The following is a 25,136-nucleotide window of genomic DNA, read 5'->3' on the forward strand; positions in this document are numbered from 1 at the left end:
ACGCCCAGGGGTTTTTGCAATTTTTGAACCTAAAATAATTATACTGCTTTTGTAAACCACTTTTGCTTGATGCGCTCCGAGATGTAGTACATACATGGAACGATAACAAGGGTAAGAATGGTCGAGAACGTTAATCCGAAGATGATCGTCCAGGCTAAGATTCCCCAGAAAACTGCGGATTCAGAACCGATGAAAATGTGTGGATTTAGTTCCGTAAATAGGGTAACGAAGTCGATGCTAAGGCCTAGGGCTAATGGAATTAAGCCTAAAACCGCAGCAGAAGCCGTTAATAATACCGGTGTTAAACGGATACCACCACCTTCGATGATCGCTTCCTTCAAATCGTAGCCACGCTTGAAACGAAGCTCCTCGATGAATTCGATCAAAAGAATGCCATTCTTTACCACGATACCGGCAAGGGCGATAATACCTACACCTGACATAATCACGGAGAAGGTCATGCCGAAGGCCATGAAGCCAAGTAATACACCGATTAACGATAATAAGATCGTTGCAAAGATGATCATTGGTTTTACCGCTGAGTTAAACTGTGTCGCTAGGATTAAGTAGATTAATACAAGGGCAGCAAGGAATGCGACACCTAGGAAGGCACCGGATTCTTTTTGGTCCTCTTGCTCTCCACCCATGCGGATGTTATACCCCTGAGGCACGTCGATTTCTTCGAAAAGCGTAGTTAACTCGCCTACGATTTCATTCGCATTATAGCCTTGAACTACATCAGAACCTAAGGTGATGACACGCTCTTGGTTTTTGCGGTTGATCTGGCTGAATGAAGTCGCGTAGCGAATGTCTGCGATGGAATTCAAAGGTACTTGGCGCAAGGCACCACCCATGTTCATATCACGGTAGGTTACGTTCATTTGTAAAAGCTTCTCGATTTGGTTGCGAGAATCGCCTTTTAAACGTAATTGAATAGGATATTCGTCCTTCGCATCACGGAATTTAGATATTTCCGAACCGAATAAACCGGTACGAACGGCCATCGCTACTTGAGCAGATGAAATACCTTCGCGGGATGCTTTCTCGCGGTTCACGTCGATGATGATTTCTGGTTTGTTCGTCACTAAATCAGATTTCAACTCTTGGATACCTTGGATGCCAGACTTGATGACAGCCGCGCGCACTTTCTTCTCTAAATCTTGTAAAACCACGAAGTCGTCTCCAGCGATTTCGATGGAGATAGGTTTACCTGTAGGAGGGCCGTTGTTCTCGCGTTCGATGGCAATTTCTACACCGGCTAGAGGATTTTTGGCGAAGTCTGCTTGAATTTTACTTAATACCTCACCCGTCTTAATTCCCTCCCGTAATTGCAATTTCTCAAAAGCAATCGTCACCTTACTTTTGTGCGGAGTAGCACCACGGTCTGGTTGCATCGGATCGCCGGCGTTTTTACCCACGTTCGAAATGACCGAGTTCACTATTTTGCTGTAACCTTCTTTGTTTAAGAAAGTGAATACGCGCTTTTCGATTACTTTGGAAACCGAATCTGTGACGGTTGCGTCAGTTCCGATCGGGTTTTTGGCATAAATATAAATGTAATCCGGATCACCTGAAGGGAAGAAAACCACCTTAGGCTTCACTACGCCTAATAAACCGATCGTTACAATTAATAAAACGAAGGCAGAAATAGTCGCATAAATAGGACGGCGACCCATCAAAACCCACGAAATCAACTTACGGTAGTTCGTCTTGAAATTAGGCAACGTAACTTCCTGGAACGGCACAATCCACTTCGGCGTAATCACAAAGTGATTGAACACATACAGGATAATGCACAGAATGAAGAAGTTACCGAATCCAAAGTGGCCTAAACCGAAGCCCATCACATAGCCGAAAACGGCTAAGCTCAACAAGATAAATACGGTGCGGCGAATGTCCGAAAACTTCGGAGATTTCACATCGTTCACCTCTTCATCGTGACGCTTCATAAACGTAATCGCGAACACCGGGTTCATGACATAGGCCACAAATAGGGACGCAAAAAGCGTAATGATCAACGTGATAGGCAAGTACTTCATAAATTCACCCACGATACCTGGCCAGAATAGCAAAGGTAAGAATGGGGAAATCGTCGTTAACGTTCCTGATAATACCGGGATAAATACCTCTGAAGCGGCTAATTTCACCGACTCCGTAATCGTCAACTTCTTGAAGTTATTGAACAAACGGTGCGCATTCTCGATCACCACAATCGCATCATCCACCACAATACCCAGGCCTAAAAGAAAACCGAATAAGACGATCGTATTCAAGCTGAAGTCTAATGAGGGCATGAATAAGAAGGTCAATAAGGCCGATAAAGGCACAGATAAACCAACGAAAACCGCATCACGTACTCCCATGAAGAACATTAATACAACTACCACGAAGATGAATCCTAGGATAACTGTGTTAATCAAATCCGCTAAGTCGCCACGTGTACGCTCCGATTGATCCGCCGTTGTCGTTACCGTTAAGCCTTCTGGGAATCTGTTTTCTTTGTATTCTTCGATCGTTTTTTCGATGCGATCTGCCGCCTCGATTAAGTTCGCACCACCACGTTTGATGACGTTTAACGTGATAACTGACTTATTGTTCAAACGCGCAAAGTCTTGCTTCTCCTCATAGCTGTCTACCACCTCTGCCACGTCTTTTAAACGAACGCGTGCACCTGTAGAAGAACCGACTACCAAATTCGCAATTTGATCTACCGCCTTGAACTCGCCCGTCACCCGAAGGGAACGACGAACGCCATTCACGGCTAAATCACCGCCAGAAATGTTCACGTTTTCGCCTTGAACAGCCGATTGAATGTCATAGAAAGTCAAACCATAACTCTGCATCTTGTATAGATCCAGGTTGATTTGGATTTCTCTCTTTAGCGCACCGATGATGTCCACACGGTTGATCTCGGGCATGCCTTCGATCTCGTCTTGTAAATCCTCTGCGTATTTCTTCAACTTATCGAGTGGATAATCACCTGCGATGTTGATGTTCATGATCGGGAACTCCGAGAAGTTCACCTCAGCTACCGATGGCTCACGCGTTAAGTCTTTGGGCAAATCGGCGATCGCCTTGTCTACTGCATCCTGTGTTCGCTGCTTTGCGATGGGGACGGTGACGTCGGTGTTGAATTCAACGATGATCACAGAAACGTCTTGCAATGCGTTTGACTTTACGCGCTTAACACCCGTGATGGATTTGATTTGCTTTTCGATTGGTTTGTTGATCGTGTTCTCGATATCCGAAGGAGTTGTTCCGGCATAGACTGTCTGGATGACCATTTGGGGCACCACGATGTCTGGGAATTGTTCCTTAGGTAAGCTCGAATAGATTCCCATCCCCGCCACAAAAATGATGAAGGTGAAGATGTAAACCGTCGTGCGGTTTTGGGCTAACCAGCCCACCATGTTATAAATCAAGCCTTTGCCTTCTGGCAACTGCTCATTTTTGATATTTTTTTCCATTTTCTACTTAGAATGAGATGGCTGTACCATCTACTAAATCTTGAAATCCTTGTGTAATAAGTGCTTCGCCTGCTTTCAGACCCTCTGTAATCTCTGCTTGACCATTGTACGTTAAACCTATTGTGATCACGCGCGCACGAGCTACTTTCTTGCCATTTTCTTCCACGGCTACGTACACTAGATTTCCTTTTTCGGTCTTTTGGATGATGTTTTCGCTGATGACGATCGCGTTTTTCTTCGATGTATCGTTGATGTTAATCACCGCTAATAAGTTCGGCTTTAATTCGCCACCTGCGTTCGGGATGCGTGCTTCGATGTCGAATGTACGCGTTAATGGGTTCACCATTTTAGATACTAACGAGATACGTGCCTTTAATTCCTTGTTTAAATCTGGGAATTTGATGGTGATTTCGTCGCCTTGCTTTACGGTTCCAACATAAGAATCAGCGATTTTAGCGGCGATTTTTAAGTTACCTAAGTTCACGATTTGAACGATAGGCACACCTGGAGCGCCCATTTCACCTGCTTTTTGGCGTACTAATTCGATCGTACCTGAGATTGGAGCCGTTACGCGAGAAAGACCTAATTGTGCTTTCACGGTTACGATTCTTTTCTCCAAAGACTCCATGTTCGACTTCGCGCTCAAATACTGCACTTCCGTTCCGATTTGCTGATCCCAAAGCGCTTTCTGCTTCGTGTAAATCGTCTTCGCTAACGATAATTGCTGGCGAATCTCTTCTAATGACTCTTTTAAGATGTTATTGTCCAAAGTCGCGATCAATTGTCCTTTCGAAACGGTTTGACCCGCCACCACTGGCAAGCTTAAGATCACACCACCTGTTTGTGGGCTTACTAAAACGGTGTTTTCTGCTACGACATTCCCTTGCGCCTCTACGAAGTGTTGGAAGTTTTGTGGAGCTAATGGGCTCACGCTAACCGTGATAATTTTCTCTGCAGCTTTATCTGAAGGCTTGCCTACTTCTTTCTCAAGCGCTTCAATTTTCGCTTGAATTTCCTTAGCCTGACTCTTCAAGTCAGCTAATTCTTGTTTTTTGTCCTTCGATCCGCATGCCGCGAATAAAATGATTCCACTTAGGAGGATGGCTAATTTTTTCATGTTTCTATTAGTCTATGTATAGTGTACCGTTTGCTTTTTCTACTTCTACTTTGGCAATCAACGCATTGTATAATGCGGTAAAATAATTCGCTTGTGATTCTTTAATCGATGATTCTGCGTTCAAAACCTCTAGGTTAGAACCTACACCTTGTTGGTATTTCACACGTGTCACGCGTGAAATTTCATTCGCTAAATCCAAGTTCGCTTTTTGTTCTTTCATAGATTCCAAAGCGTTTTTCATCGTAATGCTCGCCTGTGAACGTTGCAAATCGATGGACGACTTTAACAAACCATAAGACTGGCGTACCTTTTGTAAGTTATTTGCTGATTGAACCGCCTTGTATTTTTTCGAGAATCCGTCGAAAATAGGAATCTGTAGCGCCACAGTCACTGCGGCATTATCGAACCAAGGTTTAGAAACTAAATCGCCGAAGGCATTCGCTCCCGCGTTATAACCGTAGTTCGCGTTCAAGACTAAACGAGGTAAGTATCCTGCTTTAATGCTCTTCAAATCAAGTTCAGCCAGGTTTTCCTGCGTTTGTAAGATGGAATACTCAATGCGATTTGCATAGCTAAATTCGCTCGCTGTGTTCGTATTAAAAGTCGCCAATTCGATTTTCTCTAAGCTTTCAGTTACTTTGATTGGCTCTTCTATTGGATAGCCCATTTGGAACTTCAATAAAGAATAGCTCAATTCTTGTAGGCGATTCACGTTGTCTAATTCCGTGCGCAAGTTATTTGCTTGCACATCTAAACGCTGCACGTCGATCTTCTCTACGAAACCTTGCTTATTTAATTCGCGAGTTTCTTTTAATAAGGTGTCTAGGCGAGCCAAATTCAAGCTTAATAAGCCCATGCGCTTCTCGTTCACTAGAATGCCGTAATAAGCCTTCGTCACATTCTCCGCTACTTGTTGCTTTGATTGTGTTACTGACTTCACCGCTAAATCCTTGTAAACCGAAGTTGCTTTCAAGCCTAATAAATACGAACCGTCAAAAACGAGTTGACTTAGACCCACACTGGCAAAGCCTGAATTGTCCACGCCGAATTTCGCTGCGATTAATTCCCCCTCAGCTGCGGCTGGATTGAAAATTTTAGCAGGAATGAAGGCACGTTGCAAGACGATGTTGTTTGTTAAAGCAAGTGAACCATTGACTTGCGGCAAGCCCATCGCTTTGATCTCGTTGATCTTCGCACTTGCATTCTGCAAGTCGATTTGGCTATTTTTAACCTGCACTTGGTGCGTGATGGCATAATCCACGGCCTGCTTCAAGCTGAAGCTCTGCGCGTTTGCTGCTAGGGAGGTCAGTAAAAATAGACCGGCACAAATTTTTCTTAGGCGGATCATCATTTTAAATTGTTTTGGTAAGATGTATAAAGTGTTAAACCATTCTCGGTCAAAATCCCGCGCATGAAAACATCCATCAGGACCATTTGAGTTTCGAAAAGGGGTAATTTATTATTCGGAAAGAAGTCTGGGTTGAAGGCTAAGTTCACTTCAGCCATACGCAAACGCGCAAGCAATTCGAAGTCGATATCACTTCTGAAATAGCCGAATTGGGCGCCCTTTTTAAAGTCCGCGATGAGATTGCTGTGAATGTATTTTTCGCCGTGATTAGTAAAAAGTTCGAAAGCCGCTGGAAAGTATTTTTGAATTTCGAAAAGTAAGCGAGGATTCATTTGAGTTAAAAGATCCTTCGTCATTTCAAAGGACTTAAACATCTTTTCAATCACGTTCGAATACAGCCGATCGAGCTCTTCCCATTTCGCCACATCCAGTTCAATGAAGTTTTTCACGACTTCATATACCATCGAATCCTTATCCGGAAAATGTTGATAAATCGTTTTTTTAGAAATGCCTAGATCGCTCGCAATCGCATCCATCGTTACGGTCTTAACACCATAGCGGAAGAATAATTCAGTTCCTTTTTCTAGAATACGCGATTTCATTTGCTAATCCCTTTGATTAATCGGGAAGCAAAACTATGGAAACTTTTAGAGACTACAAAGTTTTCTTGTATTATTTTAAGATTATGACTCGGTTAAATTTGATTAACGGCCAAAATCATCTTGCAAACGGACGATATCCGATTCATCCGATGGATGCTCCACATCCGTATGCTGCCAAATCTCCGTCACCACACCCCAGCTGTCTAATCCAACTAAACGGTGGCGCATGCCCGTGGGCAAAGTTATTAAATCACCTTCTTGATATATTCCAGGATCGGATTGCTCATCCGTTTCGGAGATAACGACCCCTACCGGACCTGCATTGACCGTCCAAACCTCCGCTCTGCGGAAATGGTATTGCCAAGACAAGCGCTTATTAGGAGCAACCACTAGGAACTTAGGGCTTAGCTTTTGGGTGATCTGAATGGAATCAAGGGTAAGCTGTGGAAAGAATTGTGCTGCGAACTTCGCTGCTTGGTTTTCATCTAACACAAAGAATCCTCCCCATGGGCGGCTGTGGTCTTTGTCAATAATCGTATAACCTTGAGAGATGATGTAAGCTTCGACTTGCGCGAAGACTTCAGAAGCAGGGGTAGTTGAGCTAAAATTCATGGGACAAAAATAAAAAAAAGACGGGAGAGCATCCCGTCTTTTCTGATCTAATTATCGAATGGTCAATTATAGCGTCCAGCCGTTGCGGTATTCGCGACGTACGAATTGGTTCGCAGCATCGAAGTTCGTGATGCGCATGTTTTTCGCATCCCACTCCAGTTTTTGACGACCGGTGAACTTCGCGTTACGGCCTTCGCCCTCGCGTAACATGTACGAGCGAATCGCTAGGTTACCCATTAAAACAGATTCCGTAAATGGTGCTGCATATTCGAATGGAGAACTTACTTCCATATTGCCAAAACCAGCCTTACAAGCCTCTACCCATTGAGTATTATGACCGCCGTCTCCACCTTTCACACGCGGAATGCTTGCTTTCGGAAGTTCAGACTCATCTACACGAGCTCCGTTTCTGTATACTTTTGGATTCATACCATAGGTACCGCAAGTCATGATTCCTTTCGATCCGATTAAGATGACACCGTTTGATCCATCTGCATCTCCGATGACATCGGTCGATGGGATACCTTCTGGATGTGGAGCACGAAGGCCACCATCAAACCAGGTTAATTTCACTGGGGAATTATTCTTTTTCGAAGGCCCGTAGTGTAAAGTGACCATCGAGCTAGGAGGACATCCTTGTGGAATGTATTCTGGCGTCCAATCTTGCAAGAAGACAGAACCCACCGAACATTCTACGTCGATCGCATCACGGATACCTAATACCTTGAATGGAGGATCTAATAAGTGACATCCCATATCACCTAATGCACCTGTACCATAATCCCACCAGCCTCTCCACTTAAATGGAAGGAAAGCCGGATTGTATTCTCTGTATTTTGCAGGTCCTAACCAAAGATCCCAATCCACCTCAGATGGAGTAGGTGATCCAGCAGATGGATAAGCAATTCCTTGTGGCCAAACCGGACGGTTCGTCCATACATAGACTTCTTTTACTTTACCTATCGCACCACCATCGAACCATTCGACCATTTTACGAACGCCATCGCCCGAAGATCCTTGGTTACCCATTTGGGTTACCACTTTCATCTCTGCTGCTTTTTCGCCTAAAAGACGCGCCTCGTAGATGTCGTGCGTTAAAGGTTTTTGTACATATACGTGCTTCTTGCGACGCATTGCCTCCATCGCAATCGTTGCGTGGGTATGATCTGGCGTAGAAACGATGACCGCATCTACATTGCTACCCTCTTTATCTAAGGCAGCACGGAAATCACGGTAGTAATTTGCTTTCGGGAGGTCGCCTTTGATTCGAGCGATTTGGCGATCATCTACATCGACGATAGCGACGATGTTTTCAGCTCCCTTATTATAAGAACTCATGATATCGCTGTAGCCTTTTCCGCCACCACCGACACCCATAATGTTTAATTTATCTGAAGGAGCAATGTACCCTTTGCCTAGGACGTGGCGAGGGACAATGTAGAAACTAGCTGCGGCTAATCCAGCTTTACGCAGGAAGTCCCGTCTTGAATTGTTACTCATGGTTGATAGGTTTTAATGATGGAGTGTAAGTTTGGAAAAAAAATCAAGAAAACAAAAAAAGGGGTCAGCTTTCGCTAACCCCTTTCATGATAGAACAGATAAACGCTCTTATTCAGCTTTTTTAGATTTCTTCTCTAATTTTTTAATCGCTTGTTCTCTTTCAGCGCCTTCCATTTGCTCTTTTAAAGCAGATAATGCACCGATATCGCCCATAGTCGATTTCTCAGCTGTAGTAGTCGCTGGTTTGTCAGCAGACTTAGTTGCTTTTTTCTTCTCTGGTTTCGCCGCAGCAGCATCAGCCGCTACTTCTTCAGCCGTAGCTGCAGTGAAGGTACGTGTGTGAGATAAGATGATCTTACGCTCTTCTTTGTGGAACTCAGTTACCACGAAGTCTAACGCCTCACCAGCTTCCGCTGCTGACTCATCCGCCTTAGTTAATTGCTTCAAAGGAGCTAATCCTTCGATACCGTAAGGCAATTCTAATACACCGAACTTCTCATTCTTAGAAATGATCGTTGCTTTGTGCGTAGAACCTAAAGTGAACACACTCTCAAAAGTATCCCAAGGGTTTTCCTCTAATTGCTTGTGTCCTAAAGCTAAACGACGGTTATCCGCGTCTAATTCGATGACAACAACATCTAAAGAATCACCAACTTTAACGAATTCAGATGGGTGCTTGATTTTCTTTGTCCAAGACAAGTCAGAAACGTGAACTAAACCGTCGATTCCTTCTTCTAACTCAAGGAATAAACCGAAGTTAGTTAAGTTACGAACAGTTCCCTTGTGCTTCGTACCGATTGCATATTTCGCTAATAAATCAGTTTTAGTCCAAGGATCTTCTGTTAATTGCTTGATACCTAATGACATCTTGCGCTCAGCACGATCTAATGTTAACACTACTGCTTCCATTTCGTCGCCTACTTTTAAGAAATCTTGTGGGTTACGTAAGTGTTGAGACCATGACATCTCAGACACGTGGATTAAACCTTCAACGCCTGGCAATACTTCTAAGAAAGCACCGTAATCAGCTACGTTAACGATTTTACCTTTTACTTTCGAACCTACTTCCGTTCCAGCAGCTAAAGCTTCCCAAGGGTGAGCTTGTAATTGCTTCATACCTAAAGAGATACGTTTTTTGTTTTCGTCGAAGTCTAATACCACCACTTGGATTTTTTGATCCAATTTCAATACCTCTTGTGGGTGGTTGATACGACCCCATGAGATATCTGTGATGTGAAGTAAACCATCTACACCACCTAAATCGATGAACACACCGAAATTAGTCATGTTTTTGATCACACCTTCTAGTACTTGACCTTTATCTAAGTTCGTTAAGATCGTTTGACGTTGAGCCTCAAGATCTTTCTCGATTAATACTTTGTGAGATACAACTACGTTGTCATTTGTGTGGTTGATTTTAACCACCTTAACCTCCATGTTTTTACCTACGAAAATATCGAAGTCACGGATAGGCTTCACATCAATTTGAGAACCAGGTAAGAATGCCTCGATTCCAAAGATATCTACGATTAAACCACCTTTTGTACGGCGCTTAACGAAACCATTGATGATGGTATCTTCTTCTAATGCTTTCTCGATGTTAGTCCATGCACCCATCACCTTAGCTAACTTACGTGACAACGTTAATTGTCCGTTTGCGTCTTCTTGGTTCTCGATGTATACTTCCACTTCGTCACCAGCTTTCAAATCCGGCATATCGCGGAATTCTGAAGCAGATACTAAACCATCAGATTTGAATCCAATGTTAATGATTACTTCACGGTCAGTCTTGCTTACCACAATACCTTTCACTACTTCTTTCTCAGTGACCGAGTTCAAGGTTGCTTCGATAGCAGCCTCCATTTTTTCTTTTTGCTCCGTAGTATAGTTACCACCGAATCCTTTTCCTTCAACTAAATCCCAGTCGAAATCTTTTGGTTGTTTTGACATATTTTTTGCCCGTTTGGCTTTTTGCCTACATCAACAAGCTGGGCTAACTTGCTGAAATTAAGTTTGAAACAATTTTTAAATTGGGGTGCAAAGCTACGAAGAATAATTTTATTTTCCATCTTTTGTGGTAAATTGAATCCACAAACCTCTTTAATCGATGAAATATTGCTTTTTAGCCCTGTTTTTCTTGTCCCAAAACCTATTAGCCATGCATAATCCCGGAAAACCTTTCGGCCAAACGCCTGCGGGCGAGTCAGTTACACTTTTTACTTTGAAGAATGCCAAAGGAATGGAAGTTCACATCATGAACTACGGTGGCATCATCCAAAAAATCCTAACGCCTGATCGCACGGGGAAATTAGAGGATGTCGTGTTGGGTTTTGAAACACTAGATGAATATATCAAGGACACGCCCTATTTCGGAGCGATTGTCGGACGTTTCGGAAACCGGATTGCGGCAGGGAAATTTACATTAGACGGGAAGGAATATACTTTAGCTGCCCAAAATAACGGCCAACACCTTCACGGCGGTTTGGTGGGTTTTGATAAGAAAGTGTGGCAGGTACTGGAGGCGTCGGATCGCAGTTTATCATTAAGCTACATTTCTAAAGACCTGGAAGAGGGTTTCCCTGGGAACTTGAGCGTTAAAATGACCTATACCTTATCGGAGGATAATGAAATAGGGATCTCTTACGAGGCTACGACTGATAAAGCGACGGTTTTAAACTTGAGCAATCACTCGTATTTTAACTTGAGCGGAAATGCAAAGCGCGATATTTTAGCGCATGAGGTGCAGATCGATGCGTCACGTTTAGTGGCGGTGAATAAAGTATTGATTCCGACGGGCGAGTTGACCGCTGTGGCGGGTACCCCATTTGATTTCACGAAGTCGCATGTGGTGGGCGATCGCATTAACGATACTTCATCGGAGCAGATTGTATTAGGTGGGGGATATGACCATTGCTGGGCTTTGGACAAGGCTTTCGGAACTTATGCTAAGATCGCAACTGTCGTGGAACCCGTTTCAGGACGCAAGATGGTGGTTTCGACAGATCAGCCGGGGGTGCAGTTTTATACGGGGAATTTCCTAGATGGGCACTTGACAGGAAAATATGGGGTAGCGTATGGGAAGCGATTTGGGCTATGTTTAGAGACGGAGCATTTTCCGGATTCGCCTAATCAGCCGGCATTCCCTACGACGGTTTTACGTCCAGGAGACACCTATAAAACGAAGACTGCGTATCAATTTAGCGTAAACTAGAGCGTTTTCGCTTCGTTCCAGTAGACATCCATTTCTGCCAAAGTCATCTCAGAAAGCGCCTTCCCATTCTCTGCTGCGCGCTTTTCGAGGTGCTGGAAGCGCTTAATGAATTTTTTATTCGTCCGCTCTACGGCCGTTTCTGGATTAATATCGATGAATCGCGCGAAGTTTACGAGACTGAAAATCAAATCTCCTAGTTCACCCTCTGCCTCCGCTTTCCCCGCTTCGTCTAATTCTTTGCCTACGAAAGTCTCTTTGAATTCGCCCAGCTCCTCCTCCACTTTCTCCCACACCTGCTCTTTTTCTTCCCAGTCAAAACCCGCACCGCGTGCCTTTTCTTGAATGCGCATCGCCTTTACAAGCGCTGGAAGTGATCCCGGAACGCCGCCTAAAACGGACTTGTTCCCCTCTTTCAATTTTAAAGCTTCCCAGTTCTGTTTTACTTGCTCTTCGGTCTCAGCGACTACATCTCCGTAGATATGTGGATGGCGGCTGATGAGTTTTTCGCACACGCCGTGCAATACGTCGCTGACATCGAAGGCCCCTTTTTCTGAGCCTATTTTACTGTAAAATACGAGGTGCAAGAAGATATCCCCTAGTTCCTTACGGATTTCAGGCAGGTCATTTTCCAAAATCGCATCGGAAAGCTCATAGGTCTCTTCGATGGTCAAATGCCGCAATGATTCCAGCGTCTGTTTCTTATCCCAAGGGCATTTTTCGCGTAGGTCATCCATGATGACGAGTAATCGGTCGAATGCCTCCGCGGCTTTGGGGTATTTCATGATTAAGGGTTCAGCGCGTAAACGCGAATGTAGTCGATTTGGAACTTATTAGGGAAAATCGTGTCATCCACACCCTTTTGGCCTCCCCAGTTTCCACCGATCGCCAGGTTCATCAAGATATGTTGTTTCTTGTCAAAAGGCCATTGCTCCCAGCCACCCTTCGGATTCTTGAATTCGAAATATTGCTTATCATCGATGAAAGCGCGGATATAGTCTGGTGTCCAGTCTACACGGAATTTATGGAATTCGGTATCCCAATTTTCCAACACAGTCGTCGCTGTCTTCTGAGTATTTATGATGTGGTTATATGCTTTTGTATGAACGCTGGCATGAATAACACCAGGATTGTAACCTACGTGCTCTAAAATATCAATCTCACCATTGTCTGGCCAGTATTGTGTACCATAATCGGATTGACTAGCTAACATCCAGATCGCTGGCCAGTTTCCACGACCTGCTGGAATCTTCGCCCTAGCCTCAATACGACCATATAAAAAGTCGTTCTTTCCCTTCGTTACGATACGAGCTGAAGTATAAGCACTCGATCCTGCCGTTTCCTTGATGGCTTCGATGGTTAAAATGCCATTTTCGATGTGCGCATTTTTAATATTCGCATTGGTATAATTCTGAAGTTCATTATTTCCCCAGCCACTATTTCCTACGTCATAACTCCATTTCGAAGCATCAGGCAAACCTTCTTTCTCGAATTCATCCGCCCAAAACGGCGTCGTCGCAAAGGTATATTCTTTGGGAGGAGGAACAACAAAGTCGTTCATATTAATGGCAGGCTTTACAGGCTCTTCGGATTTACACGAAGTGAAAGTACCGAGACTTAGGAATAGAATGGCAAGACGAAGCATAGTGTTGATAGATTTTTCCCAAAAATAGTATTTCCTCCGGATTTATCCTCTCCAATATTCGTATATTTCGGGATGGATTTTAAACTGATTTCTTCTTATAAACCTACCGGTGATCAACCCGAGGCAATTCGGCAATTAGTCGAGGGGGTAAAGAAGGAAGAGCAGGCACAAACGTTACTAGGTGTGACAGGTTCCGGAAAGACCTTCACGATCGCGAATGTGATTCAGCAGACGAACAAGCCTACGCTGATTTTGAGCCATAACAAGACACTGGCCGCCCAATTATACGGGGAATTCAAGTCCTTTTTTCCGGAAAATGCGGTCGAGTATTTCATCTCCTATTACGATTATTACCAGCCCGAGGCCTTTATCGCCTCCACGGGTACTTACATAGAAAAAGACCTCTCCATTAACCAGGAGATTGAAAAATTGCGTTTAGCTACGACCTCTTCGTTGATGTCTGGCCGCCGCGACATCATTGTGATTGCTTCCGTTTCCTGCATTTATGGTATGGGAAATCCGGAGGAATACCGGAACTCGATCATGCGTGTGGCCGTGGGAGATGTTATCTCGCGTAATCAGTTTTTATTCCGCTTAGTCGAGATTTTGTATGCGCGGACGGAAGGCGAATTTTTGCGCGGAACGTTCCGTGTAAAGGGCGACACAGTGGATATTTTCTTAGCTTATGCGGACTTTGGTTATCGCTTTGTGTTTTTTGGTGATGAGATCGAGGAGATTCACCGCATCGATCCTTGGTCAGGTAAAAAGATTTCATCGGAGACGATGGTGGCCGTTTTCCCAGCAAACCTCTTCGTGACGGGTCGCGAGACTTTGAACAATGCCATCTCACATATTCAGGAGGATTTAGTGAACCAGATTTCCTATTTCGGTCGCGAAGGTCGATTGACGGAAGCGGAGCGGATTAAGCAGCGGACGGAGTTTGATCTAGAGATGATGCGCGAGTTAGGTTATTGCTCGGGTATTGAGAATTATTCGAGGTATTTTGACCAAAGAAAATCCGGCCAGCGCCCCTTCTGTCTTTTGGACTTCTTCCCAGACGACTTCTTAATGGTCGTGGACGAAAGCCATGCCACGATGCCCCAAATCCGCGCGATGTATGGCGGCGACCGCTCCCGCAAGGAATCCCTAGTAGAATATGGTTTCCGTTTGCCTTCTGCGATGGACAATCGCCCCTTAAAATTCGATGAATTCGAAGACTTAATCGGCCAAACCATCTTCGTCTCCGCCACCCCATCCGACTACGAATTGCGTCGCTCGGAAGGAGTTGTAGTTGAGCAGATTATACGGCCTACGGGGCTTTTGGACCCATTAATCGAAGTCCGCCCTACGAAAAATCAAATCGATAATTTACTCGAAGAGGTTTACGATCGCATTAAGAAAAATGAGCGTGTCTTAATCACGACGCTGACGAAACGTATGGCGGAAGAACTTTCGAAATACCTTGACCGCGTAGGAATCAAATGCCAGTACATTCACTCGGAGGTGAAAACGCTGGAACGTGTCGAAATACTCCGCAATCTACGTTTAGGCGTCATCGATGTATTAGTAGGCGTGAACTTATTGAGAGAAGGCTTGGACTTACCGGAGGTTTCTTTAGTTGCGATTATGGATGCGGACAAAGAAGGATTCTTGCGCGACATTCGTTCGCTGATTCAGACCATCGGTCGTGCGGCACGTAATGAAAATGGCAAGGTGTTGATGTACGGGGATAAGATCACGGGTTCGATGGAACTTGCAATCTCTGAAACGAATCGCCGCCGAGCCATCCAAATGGCCTATAACGAGAAGCACGGGATTACGCCCAAAACGATTTGGCGTTCGCACGATGAAATCATGGAGCAAACCTCCATCGCAGATCGCATGGCGAAACCGACGAAGAATTACACGATTCACCCAGATCAAGCGCCAGTCGCGGCAGATCCATTATTAGCTTATATGAAACCGGCAGAGCTGAAGAAGCAATCCGAAACCATCCGAAAAGAGATGGAGAAAGCAGCGCGTGATCTTGATTTCCCATTAGCCGCGCGTCTTCGCGATGAACTAGCGGTGATCGATTCGATGCTGGTCTAATTTCAAGGCACACACATTCCGAACTTGTTGCAAGTAATTTTGCTGTAGAATCCACTCGTATTCAGCCGTCATCGCGTCTGTCATCGTAAAGCGGACGCTATCTCCTGGCCCCATTTGCGCTAGTCGTGGCAAATCCGCCGAAATGACGTGGCCTATACGAGGATAGCCTCCGGTGGTTTGGTGCGCCGCCGTCAAGACAACTAATTGCCCTGAGGGGAGGAGTTGAATGGTTCCTACGGTCACGGCACTGGATAACATCGTCGCCGAAGAAACCGTTTTCATGGGTTCCTGAACAAGCTGATAACCCATGCGATTCGACGTCGCGGAAATGGCAAAATCCTTGCTTAATATTAGCTGTTGCGAACAAGCCTTCAAATGATCCCACTCTCTTCCGCACAGAATTCGAATCGGATCTTGGCTTGGGGCATCTTCGGGTCCCATGGACCAAGGCATAATTTTTACGCGAGAGACTTTTTCGTCTTTTAATTCCTTTGCGGCAATGTAAACGCGTTTACCTGAAACCGGTTTTTTACAGCTGATAATCGCTCCCGGTGGAACTTTGATGGGCTGGTTCATGGGAACTTCTACGTTATCGATGCAGGCCGAGAAGTCTGCGCCACAAACAGCGATCAAGGTGCTTGTTTCGAACTGATAAACTCCAGTCGGGAAGTGCATTTCCAATGCTTTATCGTATACATCGTTTCCCACGAGCGCGTTCGCCAATTGCAAAGAAAAGGTGTCCATGGCCCCTCCAGGCGGAATACCCTCGTGTTGCAGGCCGTAGATAGGTAGGCTTTGCCAGGAATCCAATAAACCTTTCTTGATTAGTTTCATGCCTTTACGGGGATAAAACGGACACGATCCCCCGCTTTGAAATGGGGAATCTGAGTGGTGTGACCGATAATTTGCCAGCCTCCTGGAGAAGCGCTCGGATAAATGCCGGTTTGGTTGCCAGCTAGGCCGATGTCCCCAGCTTGAATGCTGGTGGGTTGATCTTTACGAGACACGGTAATTCGTTCGTCTGTGGTGCCCATGTAGGCGAATCCGGGCAAGAAGCCGAGGAAGAAAACGGTATATATTTTTTCGCTGTGAATGGTGATGACCTCTTTTTCAGTTAGTCCACAAGCGGAGGCCACGGCTGCTAAATCTGGCCCTGAATAGTCGCAGGGGATTTCGTGGAGGCGTCCTTCCATGGCTGGCGAAGTGAAGGACTGGGCTAATTTTTCTTCAATTAGGGTTTTCATTCCGGACAAGCCCTGAAAGCGACTTGCCACATAACCTAAATCGAAGACGATGGTCAGGCTGGCATAGGCTGGAATTAAGTCCAAAGTCCCAGGAAGCGGCTCGGATTGAAACTGATAAAAGCGCTTAATGACCTCCTCGTGCAATTTCTCGCTGATTTCGTTGCCGAATTCGATCGTGAGCGCGCTGTCGCCTAATTCGTAGATTTGAGGAATCATAGGGTATATTTCTAAGGTAATTTAGTATTTTTATATTACATGAGAAGCAGTAGTCATATAAATAATATGGAGAACAAACGACTTTTATCGATTGACATTTTCCGCGGACTCACGGTCATTTTGATGACGATCGTGAACAATCCGGGGGATTGGGGGCACATTTATGCGCCTTTAGAGCACGCGGAGTGGCATGGCTATACCTTGACGGATCTCGTTTTTCCGTCCTTCCTTTTCATCGTGGGGATTTCGACGGTTCTTTCGAAGCCTTCTGAGGATCAATTATGGAAGATTTTCAAACGCGCTCTGCGGATATTTTTGCTAGGCCTTTCGCTAAGTTTTTTCTCCAAAATCCACGCCGGCGACTTTACGCTGGTCGTTCGCTTGCTCGCGATGGCGGCTGCAACCGTGGCCTTTTTAGGGGATTATTCTTTGAAGAAGCAGTTTTGGGTGGCCGTGGGTGCTTTTGTGTTTATGATAGTCCTCTGCTTTTCTGGTTTGACTGATTTCGAGCATGTGCGTATTCCTGGAGTCTTGCAGCGGATCGCAGTGGTGTATTTGCTCGTTGGATTATTGCATTTTTATGCCTCTCTGCGAATTCAGATCGTTGTTTTTATCGCTAGCCTTGTAGGTTATTGGGCCTTGATGCATTTCGTGGAGGTGCCTGGTATCGGTGCAGCTAACCTGGAGGTGAATAAGAACTTAGCGGCTTGGTTAGATAATTATTTGTTGGAAGGACATCTTTGGGCGAGCTCGAAGACGTGGGATCCGGAAGGAATTCTCAGCACGTTGCCGGCGGTCGCGACGGGATTAGCGGGATTGTTTGCGGGTAGGTATTTGCAGGGATCAGCCAAGGCTTCCGTATTGTTTGCTGCGGGGGCAATTGCCTTAGTAGCGGGGACCATTTGGGGCTGGTATTTTCCCATTAATAAGGCTTTGTGGACGAGTTCTTATGTGCTCGTGGCGGCGGGTTGGGATCTTTTATTGCTCGCCATTTTGCAGGCGACGATTCGTTCTGATCATTATTGGAAGCCGGTTTTGATCTTTGGGATGAACCCGATGTTAGTGTTTTTCTTCTCGGGGATTATCCCCAGGGTTTTGGGAATGATCAAAATAGGAGAGGATGGCCTAACTTCTTGGATTTATTCGCAGGGAATCGAGCCGCTTTTTGCGGATAAAATCAATGCCTCACTAGCGGGAGCGCTGATTTATGTGGTGATTTGGGCGGGGATTTTGGCCTTCTTCGACTCCCGAAAAAGATACTATAAAGTCTAATTTCATAGGGCAAATCCGGGCTTAATTTCGTATTTTTACAGCCCTTATTGATTAGCCCAAAACAGATGGATTACCTAGCTGGCCTGAACGAGCCTCAACGAAAAGCAGTCGAACATATTGATGGTCCTTTGATGATCATCGCCGGCGCCGGATCTGGAAAGACCCGCGTGCTGACGTATCGTACGGCACATTTGATTGAGAAGGGCGTGGATCCATTTGCGATCTTACTGTTGACCTTTACGAACAAGGCGGCAGGTGAGATGCGCCATCGTATCGAGACGGTGATAGGGAATGCGGCGAAGAACATTTGGATGGGTACGTTTCACTCGATTTTTGCCAAAATACTTCGTTTCGAAGGCGAACGTCTAGGCTATACCTCGAACTTTTCTATTTACGATACCGACGATTCGAAATCATTAATCCGTGCGCTGATTAAAGAGAAGAATTTAGACGATAAAGTATACAAAGTAAACCTGGTTTTGAACCGCATCTCGAATGCGAAAAACCGCTTAATCGGTCCAGCACAATATACCGGTTCTTCCATTTTAGCCGAAGAAGATCGCCTGGCTCGCATCCCAGCGATGGGCGAATTATACCAACTCTACTGCGCGCGCTGCTTCGCGGCGAATGCGATGGACTTTGATGATTTGTTATTCCAAACGAACATCCTTTTCCGCGACCATTTGGACGTACTGAACAAATACCAACACAAGTTCAAGCACGTGATGGTGGATGAGTTTCAGGATACGAACGTTTCCCAATATTTGATCACGAAGAAATTGTCTGCGGTGAATCGAAACATCTGTGTGGTGGGCGACGATGCGCAGTCCATTTATGCCTTCCGTGGCGCGGATATCCAGAATATCCTGAATTTCGAGCGTGATTATTCGGACTTGGTGACCATTAAATTAGAAGAAAATTACCGTTCCACGAAGGCCATTGTGGCCGTCGCAAATTCGATTATTTCTCGCAATAAGAATCAATTAAAGAAAGACGTCTTCACTTCGAACGAGGATGGAGATGATATCGAAATCATCCGTGCTTCGAGTGATAATGAAGAGGGTCGGATGATTGCTTCGACGATTTTCGAGGCAGCTCAGAAAGAGAATTTGACCTGGTCTGACTTCGCTATTTTGTACCGTACGAATGCGCAATCACGTTCTTTTGAGGAGGCCTTGCGCCGCTTAAATATCAAATACCGCATCATCGGTGGCGTTTCTTTCTACCAACGCAAGGAGATTAAGGACGTGTTAGGCTACCTGCGTTTTACGGTGAACCAGAACGATGAGGAGGCTTTCAAGCGCATCATCAATTTGCCAAAACGCGGCATCGGTGACACGACCATCGCTAAAATCGTGGTGACGGCTGCTGAAAACAATGTGCCGGTTTGGGACATCGTTTCGAATATTGGGCAATTTCAAGCGGCACGTGGAAGTGCGGGAATCGAGGCTTTCTCTGATTTGATCAAGTCCTTCAAATTGATGGTCGAGGTTGAGAAAAAAGATGCCTACGAGGTGGCGAACCACGTGGCGAAAGCCTCGGGTTTATTGCGCGAATTGTACGAAGACAAGACGGTAGAGGGTTTAGCACGCTACCAAAACTTACAAGAATTACTGAATGCCATCAAGTCCTTCGTGGACAATCCGGAAAACGAGGACAAGTCACTTGCGACCTTCTTGCAATCCGTTTCCCTGTTAACAAACGCTGATGCGGACGAAGATCCGGCCGATCGCGATAAGGTGACTTTGATGACGATACACTCGGCAAAGGGTTTGGAGTTTAATCGCGTCTTCTTGGTGGGATTAGAGGAGGATTTATTCCCATCTCAAATGATGTTGCAATCCCAGCAGGACCTGGAAGAGGAACGTCGCTTGTTTTATGTGGCGGTGACTCGGGCAGAGAAGAAGTTAATGATTTCTTACGCAGAAGAAAGATACCAATTTGGACGAAGAAAAGCGTGCGAGCCGAGTCGTTTCTTGAATGAACTAGATCCTAATTTTGTCAAAATGGCGAAGCCGGCCGGCGCTCGCAAAGAAGTGGCGAGTTTCCGTCCCGTTCAGAAAACAGGCTTTACGGCTAAACCAGCGCCTTCAGCTGCTCAGCTGATTCAAAAGTCAACGACGAATACGAATTACCAGCACGTGGTGTCCACGAACTTTCAAGCAACGGATGCCCTAGCTTTAGCAGCCGGCCAAAAAGTCGAACACGCTAAATTCGGTTTCGGTCTCATCAAACGCATCGATGTAAATGGCGCAGAACGCAAAGCGGTGATTGATTTTGAAAAAGGGGTAGGCGAGAAGACACTCTTGTTGAGCTTCGCGAAACTGATGGTGGTAAGCTAATTAGTTTTGGGAATCGTCTTGATCCGCGGATAAACGCTGGGTCACTCGCACCTTTTTGATGCGTCGTGTATCGACAGACTGCACTTTAAAGGTAAAATCTTCGAATTCGATTTCCTCTCCTGCACTTGGGATTCTTCCAAAAAGTTCGATAATCAAACCGGCAAGGGTTTCACTCTCGCCTTTGGCCTTCTCGAAATAAGCTCCATCAATTTCAAATACCCGGCAGAAATCATTTAGCGAAGTCTTCGCCTCGAAAACATAGATGTTCTCAGCGATTTTCTTGTAATCCGCTTCCACCTCATCGAACTCATCATTGATCTCACCCACGATTTCCTCGATGATATCTTCCATCGTGACTAAACCTTCGGTCTCGCCGTATTCATTTACGATGATGGCCATGTGCACCCTTTTCTCTTGGAAATCGTACAAAAGATCATCAATTTTCTTATTTTCCGGAACGAAGAATGGGGTATGCAAAAGGGGAATCCAATCGAAATTCTCGTCTTGGTCGATGTGTTTTAATAAGTCTTTGATATACAAAATACCCTCGATTTTATCGATGGTCTCATTGAATACCGGCACACGAGAGTAGCCATTCTTATTAATGAGGTCCATTAATTCGTGGAAATTCATGCTCGTGTCGAAGGCAACAATATCGCGTCTTGCCTGCATCACCGATTTCACGGAAATATTCCCAAAATTCAGAATGCCGCGTAAAATATCCTTCTCCCGATCACTCGTATTCTCATCGGTGGTAATCTCCAGCGCCTGATTTAATTCTTGGGAAGTCAGGGTGTAGGACTTCTTCTTCACGCGTTTCTCGATCAACCCAGAAATGCCTAAGAGCGCTTTCGAAAGCGGGGCAAAAACGAAACTTAAAAAGCTAATCAGCGGAGCAGAATAGCGGGCGAAATTCAGGTTATTCTGTTGTGCCCACACTTTGGGAATTAATTCCCCGAAAAACGTAATAATAAAGGTCACCCCAAACAATAAAAACAGGGTCACTAACACCGTCTCCATCGACTGTTCTCCCATCACCTGAGAGGTCAAATAATTTGCAAGTGTAATGAAAATAATATTCACAAAGTTGATGGAAATCAACAAAGTAGCGAGTAATTGCTGTGGTTTTTCGAGTAATACACTGACCTTTTTCTCACTGCTAACCTCACTTTCACGCAAGTAGATTCGCTGGTCTGCATTCAGGGAAAAGAAAGCTACCTCTGATCCGGCTAAAACGGCAGATAGAAACAACAGAGCCACTAAAACGAAGGAAATAAGCGCAATTGAACTCACACTAATGGAAGGCTCCACGGCGAGTAAAAAGAGATTGGGTAAGGGGTCTGGGTCCATATTTTGAGTGAACTGATCGATGCAAATTTACAAAAAAGGGAATACGAAAAGCGATATTCCCTTTTTTGTCACATTAAATTTAAAACGGCAGGTCATCGCCTTCTTCCATCATCGGAGGGAAAGGCTCTGACTTCGTCGCCCCTGCTAAAACGGCTTCTGGCTTCGGTCTTTCTGCTGCTGGAGCAGACGCTGGCGAGCCTTCATTTCGTCCTCCGATTAGGTTAATCGAGGTAGCACGTACTTTATAGCCGCGAACGGTTGCCCCATTTTTATCTTGCCATTCTTCGGAACGAATTTTTCCTTCGATATATACTTGATTTCCTTTTTTCAAATACTGCTCCGCGATGTTCGCCAGGTTATCCCAAAGCTCCACGCGATGCCATTCGGTTTGATCTACCCGTTGTCCGTCTTTTCCGGTATACGACTCGGAGGTCGCGATGTTAATGTTTGCTACTTTCACACCGCTAGGAAGCGCGCGCACTTCCGGATCAGCGCCTAAATTTCCTAGTAAAATAACTTTGTTTACTCCAGCCATAATGATTTGTCGTTTAAAGGGTTAGCTTAGCAAGGCTCCTTGCATTGCCTAAAGGTAAGCGGGTGAAATGTCTTGTAAAATAGGACAGTCTAAATTATCAGTTATTAGGTTCAAAAGCAAAACTGGTTTTCCTTTGCTCTCGAACTCTGAGGGGCTCATCCAGCCATATCCCGCTGGAATTTCCAAGTCAAAATTATCAGGAACCTGAACATGCCACGCTTCGCAATTGATTTTTCGGTGACTTAACAGATGAACGGGTGGGGACTTAAGCGTTTGACGAGGAAATGGGAGCCATTCCAGCGATCCTTCGATTAAATAGAACTCCCACAATCCCTTCCAAATCCCGTTTTCAGTCCGCTCGCGCACTAAAAGTTCACCCTTCTGCTCGATGACCAGGTAGTCCATTTGTATTTCTTTGGCCTTCGTCTTCTTGGATTTTATCGGTAACTCAGCAACTCGGCTAGCACTAAAAGCAGCACAAGAAATCCGTAAAGGACAAACAGAACAATCTGGTGCCGGCGTACATTGCAAAGCGCCAAACTCCATAATCGCCTGATTAAATCCCGCTGGATCCGCATCCGGAATCAAGGACTGAGCTAGTGAAGTAAAAACTCCTCGAGCCGCAGAAGAGGCAATATCTGTTTCTACCGCGAACACGCGTGACAAAACCCGGAAGACGTTGCCGTCTACTACGGCTTTGGCCTCATTAAAAGCAAAGGACGCAATCGCCGCCGCCGTATAAGGTCCCACGCCGGGCAGGCGGATGATCTGGTCATAAGTTTGTGGGAAGGAACCCGAAAATTCGCGCACAACCATCTGAGCCGCCTTTTGCAAGTTTCTAGCCCGGGAATAATAGCCCAAACCCTGCCACAAACGCAGCAACGAGGCTTCCGGCGCCTCAGCTAAATCCTTCACCGCAGGAAAAGCCGCCAGCAAACGCTCGTAATAGGGCAAGCCCTGCGCCACGCGGGTCTGCTGCAAAATGATTTCTGATAGCCAAATCGCATACGGATCCTTCGTTTGTCGCCAAGGCAGCTCGCGCTGGTGCTCGACATACCAAGCCATAATTGTGGCCGAAAAAGGATGGATAGGGCTTTTTTGCATGATTGAAATCAAATTTACGAAAAAAATCAGCCCTATTTCGAAAGAAATTTTAGAGAATTGGGAGAAAAACGTTACTTTTGTGTCCCTTTTACGGAAGGGAAATTGTAATTACCTAAGAATCATCATTTAATAAATTTATAAAACGTGACTAAGGCAGATGTAATTGCTGAGATTGCCAGCAAAACAGGGATTGACAAGAAAGATGTATCGGAAACGTTAGAGTCATTTTTCGAAGTAGTAAAAGATAATTTAGCGAAACAAGAGAACATTTATGTTCGTGGATTCGGTAGCTTCATCAACAAAAAACGCGCGCAGAAGATCGCTCGCAACATTTCTAAAAATACAGCGATCACGATCGATGCACATTATGTGCCTAGCTTTAAGCCAGCGAAAGTGTTTGTAGAGCAAGTAAAAACTAGTACTGACCCCACTAAATAAGCTGCAAAGCGATAAGGGTCTAGAATAATGAAAAAAAACCTTTTGATCATTCTTCTGGTAGGCCTAGGGTTCTCCGCCCTGTTATTCCAATTACCAAAGGGTAATGTGGCGGGAAAAACACAAACTACTCCTGCGGGAGGCGCTAACCGAGATGCGGGTAGCGAAAAGACGGAAAAAGTCGCAGAAAAAGAGAAAGAGGAGCATGCAGCCCCTTTGACTCCGGCTCAACTAAAGGAGATTTCAGGATTGAAATCGGCTTTTGCTGCAGCTAAGACAGATGCTTCACAGGTGAAAGCCTTGGAGAATTTGATGCGTGCTTTTATGAATGCGAGTCATTATGATTCTGCTGCGGTTTATGCAGCGAATTATGCGGATCAGCATCCCAGTTTGACGAACGTTTTGCGTGCCGGTCAGCTGTATTTCGAAGCACAGACTTATGCTTTGAATGCGCAGAAAGGCGGTAAAATGGGCGAAAAAGCGAGATTGTACTTCACGAAGGCTTTAGCCATCGACCCGAACAATCTGCTGGTTAAGTCGAACATGGCGATGACTTACGTAGATACACCTACTCCGATGAAGGGCATTACGCTACTTCGCGAAGTGATTGAACAAGAGCCCACGTTTGTGCCAGCGCTGTTTAATTTAGGGATATTATCGATTAAATCGAATCAGTTTGGCAAAGGCCAAGAACGATTCACCCAGATATTGAAGCTGGAGCCGAATAACCACAAAGCCGCGTTAAATCTCGGTTTTTGTTTAGCCCAGTTAGATAAAAAAGAAGAGGCTCAGAAGATTCTGAAGCGCGTTTTAGAGTTATCTAAGGACGCAGAAGAGCAGAAAGCCGCGAAAGAGTTGCTTGCAGAAATGCAGGAGCATTGAGGTTGAAAGTCAACTTCGTATAGTATTTAACACATTAATTCTTAACATTATGCCTTGCGGTAAAAAAAGAAAACGTCACAAGATCTCTACTCACAAAAGAAAGAAGCGTCTTCGCAAGAATCGTCACAAGAAGAAGTAGTCTTCGTAAATCCATTTTCCAGATTGG

General features: G+C 45.1%; 20 protein-coding genes. 6 read left to right on the forward strand and 14 right to left on the reverse strand.

What is annotated here, in order from left to right; genetic code table 11:
- Positions 1-38: 38 nt before the first annotated feature.
- The 7 genes from V7S74_RS06680 to rpsA form a co-directional block, all read right to left on the reverse strand.
- Positions 39-3,410, reverse strand: a complete 3,372-nt coding sequence (locus V7S74_RS06680) for an efflux RND transporter permease subunit (protein WP_406778256.1) — start codon at positions 3,408-3,410, stop codon at positions 39-41.
- Positions 3,411-3,474: 64 nt separating this feature from the next.
- Entirely contained in the window at positions 3,475-4,584 is a 1,110-nt protein-coding gene (locus V7S74_RS06685) for an efflux RND transporter periplasmic adaptor subunit (protein WP_406778001.1), read from the reverse strand.
- Between the two features lie 7 nt (positions 4,585-4,591).
- Complete coding sequence (locus V7S74_RS06690) at positions 4,592-5,935, reverse strand: TolC family protein (RefSeq protein WP_406778002.1); 1,344 nt, start codon at positions 5,933-5,935, stop codon at positions 4,592-4,594.
- Positions 5,932-6,534: a TetR/AcrR family transcriptional regulator gene (locus V7S74_RS06695; protein ID WP_406778003.1), complete on the reverse strand. Its 603-nt coding sequence runs from the start codon at positions 6,532-6,534 to the stop codon at positions 5,932-5,934. The genes V7S74_RS06690 and V7S74_RS06695 overlap by 4 nt, the downstream gene beginning before the upstream one ends.
- 102 nt (positions 6,535-6,636) lie before the next feature.
- A complete protein-coding gene (locus tag V7S74_RS06700; protein ID WP_406778004.1) occupies positions 6,637-7,146 on the reverse strand; it encodes a cupin domain-containing protein in 510 nt (169 codons plus the stop codon).
- A gap of 66 nt (positions 7,147-7,212) precedes the next feature.
- The gene (locus V7S74_RS06705) at positions 7,213-8,646 is read right to left on the reverse strand and encodes a Gfo/Idh/MocA family protein (protein ID WP_406778005.1); all 1,434 of its coding nucleotides are present in this window, start codon (positions 8,644-8,646) and stop codon (positions 7,213-7,215) included.
- 108 nt (positions 8,647-8,754) lie between these two features.
- The gene (rpsA, locus tag V7S74_RS06710; protein WP_406778006.1) at positions 8,755-10,596 is read right to left on the reverse strand and encodes a 30S ribosomal protein S1; all 1,842 of its coding nucleotides are present in this window, start codon (positions 10,594-10,596) and stop codon (positions 8,755-8,757) included.
- 157 nt (positions 10,597-10,753) lie between these two features.
- Between rpsA and V7S74_RS06715 the strand changes: the two genes are divergently transcribed.
- Positions 10,754-11,857 carry an aldose epimerase family protein gene (locus V7S74_RS06715; protein WP_406778007.1) on the forward strand — a complete coding sequence of 368 codons (1,104 nt, stop codon included), beginning with the start codon at positions 10,754-10,756 and terminating at the stop codon, positions 11,855-11,857.
- Here V7S74_RS06715 and mazG read toward each other — a convergent pair.
- Both mazG and V7S74_RS06725 read right to left on the reverse strand, forming a co-directional pair.
- A complete protein-coding gene (gene mazG / locus V7S74_RS06720) occupies positions 11,854-12,639 on the reverse strand; it encodes a nucleoside triphosphate pyrophosphohydrolase (RefSeq protein WP_406778008.1) in 786 nt (261 codons plus the stop codon). The two genes, V7S74_RS06715 and mazG, sit on opposite strands and share 4 nt — an antisense overlap.
- 2 nt (positions 12,640-12,641) lie before the next feature.
- The gene (locus V7S74_RS06725; protein WP_406778009.1) at positions 12,642-13,499 is read right to left on the reverse strand and encodes a glycoside hydrolase family 16 protein; all 858 of its coding nucleotides are present in this window, start codon (positions 13,497-13,499) and stop codon (positions 12,642-12,644) included.
- 72 nt (positions 13,500-13,571) lie between these two features.
- Here V7S74_RS06725 and uvrB point away from each other — a divergent pair, with 72 nt between their 5' ends.
- A complete protein-coding gene (uvrB, locus tag V7S74_RS06730; protein WP_406778010.1) occupies positions 13,572-15,590 on the forward strand; it encodes an excinuclease ABC subunit UvrB in 2,019 nt (672 codons plus the stop codon).
- Here the strand turns inward: uvrB and V7S74_RS06735 are convergent.
- A complete protein-coding gene (locus tag V7S74_RS06735) occupies positions 15,561-16,424 on the reverse strand; it encodes a 5-oxoprolinase subunit C family protein (RefSeq protein ID WP_406778011.1) in 864 nt (287 codons plus the stop codon). The two genes, uvrB and V7S74_RS06735, sit on opposite strands and share 30 nt — an antisense overlap.
- Complete coding sequence (gene pxpB / locus V7S74_RS06740; protein ID WP_406778012.1) at positions 16,421-17,050, reverse strand: 5-oxoprolinase subunit PxpB; 630 nt, start codon at positions 17,048-17,050, stop codon at positions 16,421-16,423. The genes V7S74_RS06735 and pxpB overlap by 4 nt, the downstream gene beginning before the upstream one ends.
- 66 nt (positions 17,051-17,116) lie before the next feature.
- Between pxpB and V7S74_RS06745 the strand changes: the two genes are divergently transcribed.
- The gene (locus tag V7S74_RS06745) at positions 17,117-18,322 is read left to right on the forward strand and encodes an acyltransferase family protein (protein WP_406778013.1); all 1,206 of its coding nucleotides are present in this window, start codon (positions 17,117-17,119) and stop codon (positions 18,320-18,322) included.
- Between the two features lie 65 nt (positions 18,323-18,387).
- Positions 18,388-20,664, forward strand: a complete 2,277-nt coding sequence (locus V7S74_RS06750) for an ATP-dependent helicase (protein ID WP_406778014.1) — start codon at positions 18,388-18,390, stop codon at positions 20,662-20,664.
- On the opposite strand, the gene gldE is transcribed toward V7S74_RS06750, so the two are convergent.
- The 3 genes from gldE to mutY all read right to left on the reverse strand — a co-directional run bounded on the left by gldE (position 20,665) and on the right by mutY (position 23,653).
- Positions 20,665-22,014 (reverse strand): gliding motility-associated protein GldE, encoded by a 1,350-nt coding sequence (gene gldE / locus V7S74_RS06755; protein ID WP_406778015.1) that lies wholly within the window; start codon positions 22,012-22,014, stop codon positions 20,665-20,667. It abuts the gene before it with no gap.
- A 79-nt stretch (positions 22,015-22,093) separates the two neighbouring features.
- Positions 22,094-22,549, reverse strand: a complete 456-nt coding sequence (locus tag V7S74_RS06760; RefSeq protein WP_406778016.1) for a single-stranded DNA-binding protein — start codon at positions 22,547-22,549, stop codon at positions 22,094-22,096.
- A gap of 48 nt (positions 22,550-22,597) precedes the next feature.
- Positions 22,598-23,653, reverse strand: a complete 1,056-nt coding sequence (gene mutY / locus V7S74_RS06765) for an A/G-specific adenine glycosylase (RefSeq protein ID WP_406778017.1) — start codon at positions 23,651-23,653, stop codon at positions 22,598-22,600.
- Between the two features lie 144 nt (positions 23,654-23,797).
- Between mutY and V7S74_RS06770 the strand changes: the two genes are divergently transcribed.
- Complete coding sequence (locus V7S74_RS06770; RefSeq protein ID WP_406778018.1) at positions 23,798-24,091, forward strand: HU family DNA-binding protein; 294 nt, start codon at positions 23,798-23,800, stop codon at positions 24,089-24,091.
- A gap of 27 nt (positions 24,092-24,118) precedes the next feature.
- Positions 24,119-24,970: a tetratricopeptide repeat protein gene (locus V7S74_RS06775; protein ID WP_406778019.1), complete on the forward strand. Its 852-nt coding sequence runs from the start codon at positions 24,119-24,121 to the stop codon at positions 24,968-24,970.
- The last annotated feature ends 166 nt before the right edge of the window (positions 24,971-25,136 follow it).

This window comes from Aquirufa novilacunae, from assembly GCF_045310505.1.
Taxonomy (GTDB): Bacteria; Bacteroidota; Bacteroidia; order Cytophagales; family Spirosomataceae; genus Aquirufa; species Aquirufa novilacunae.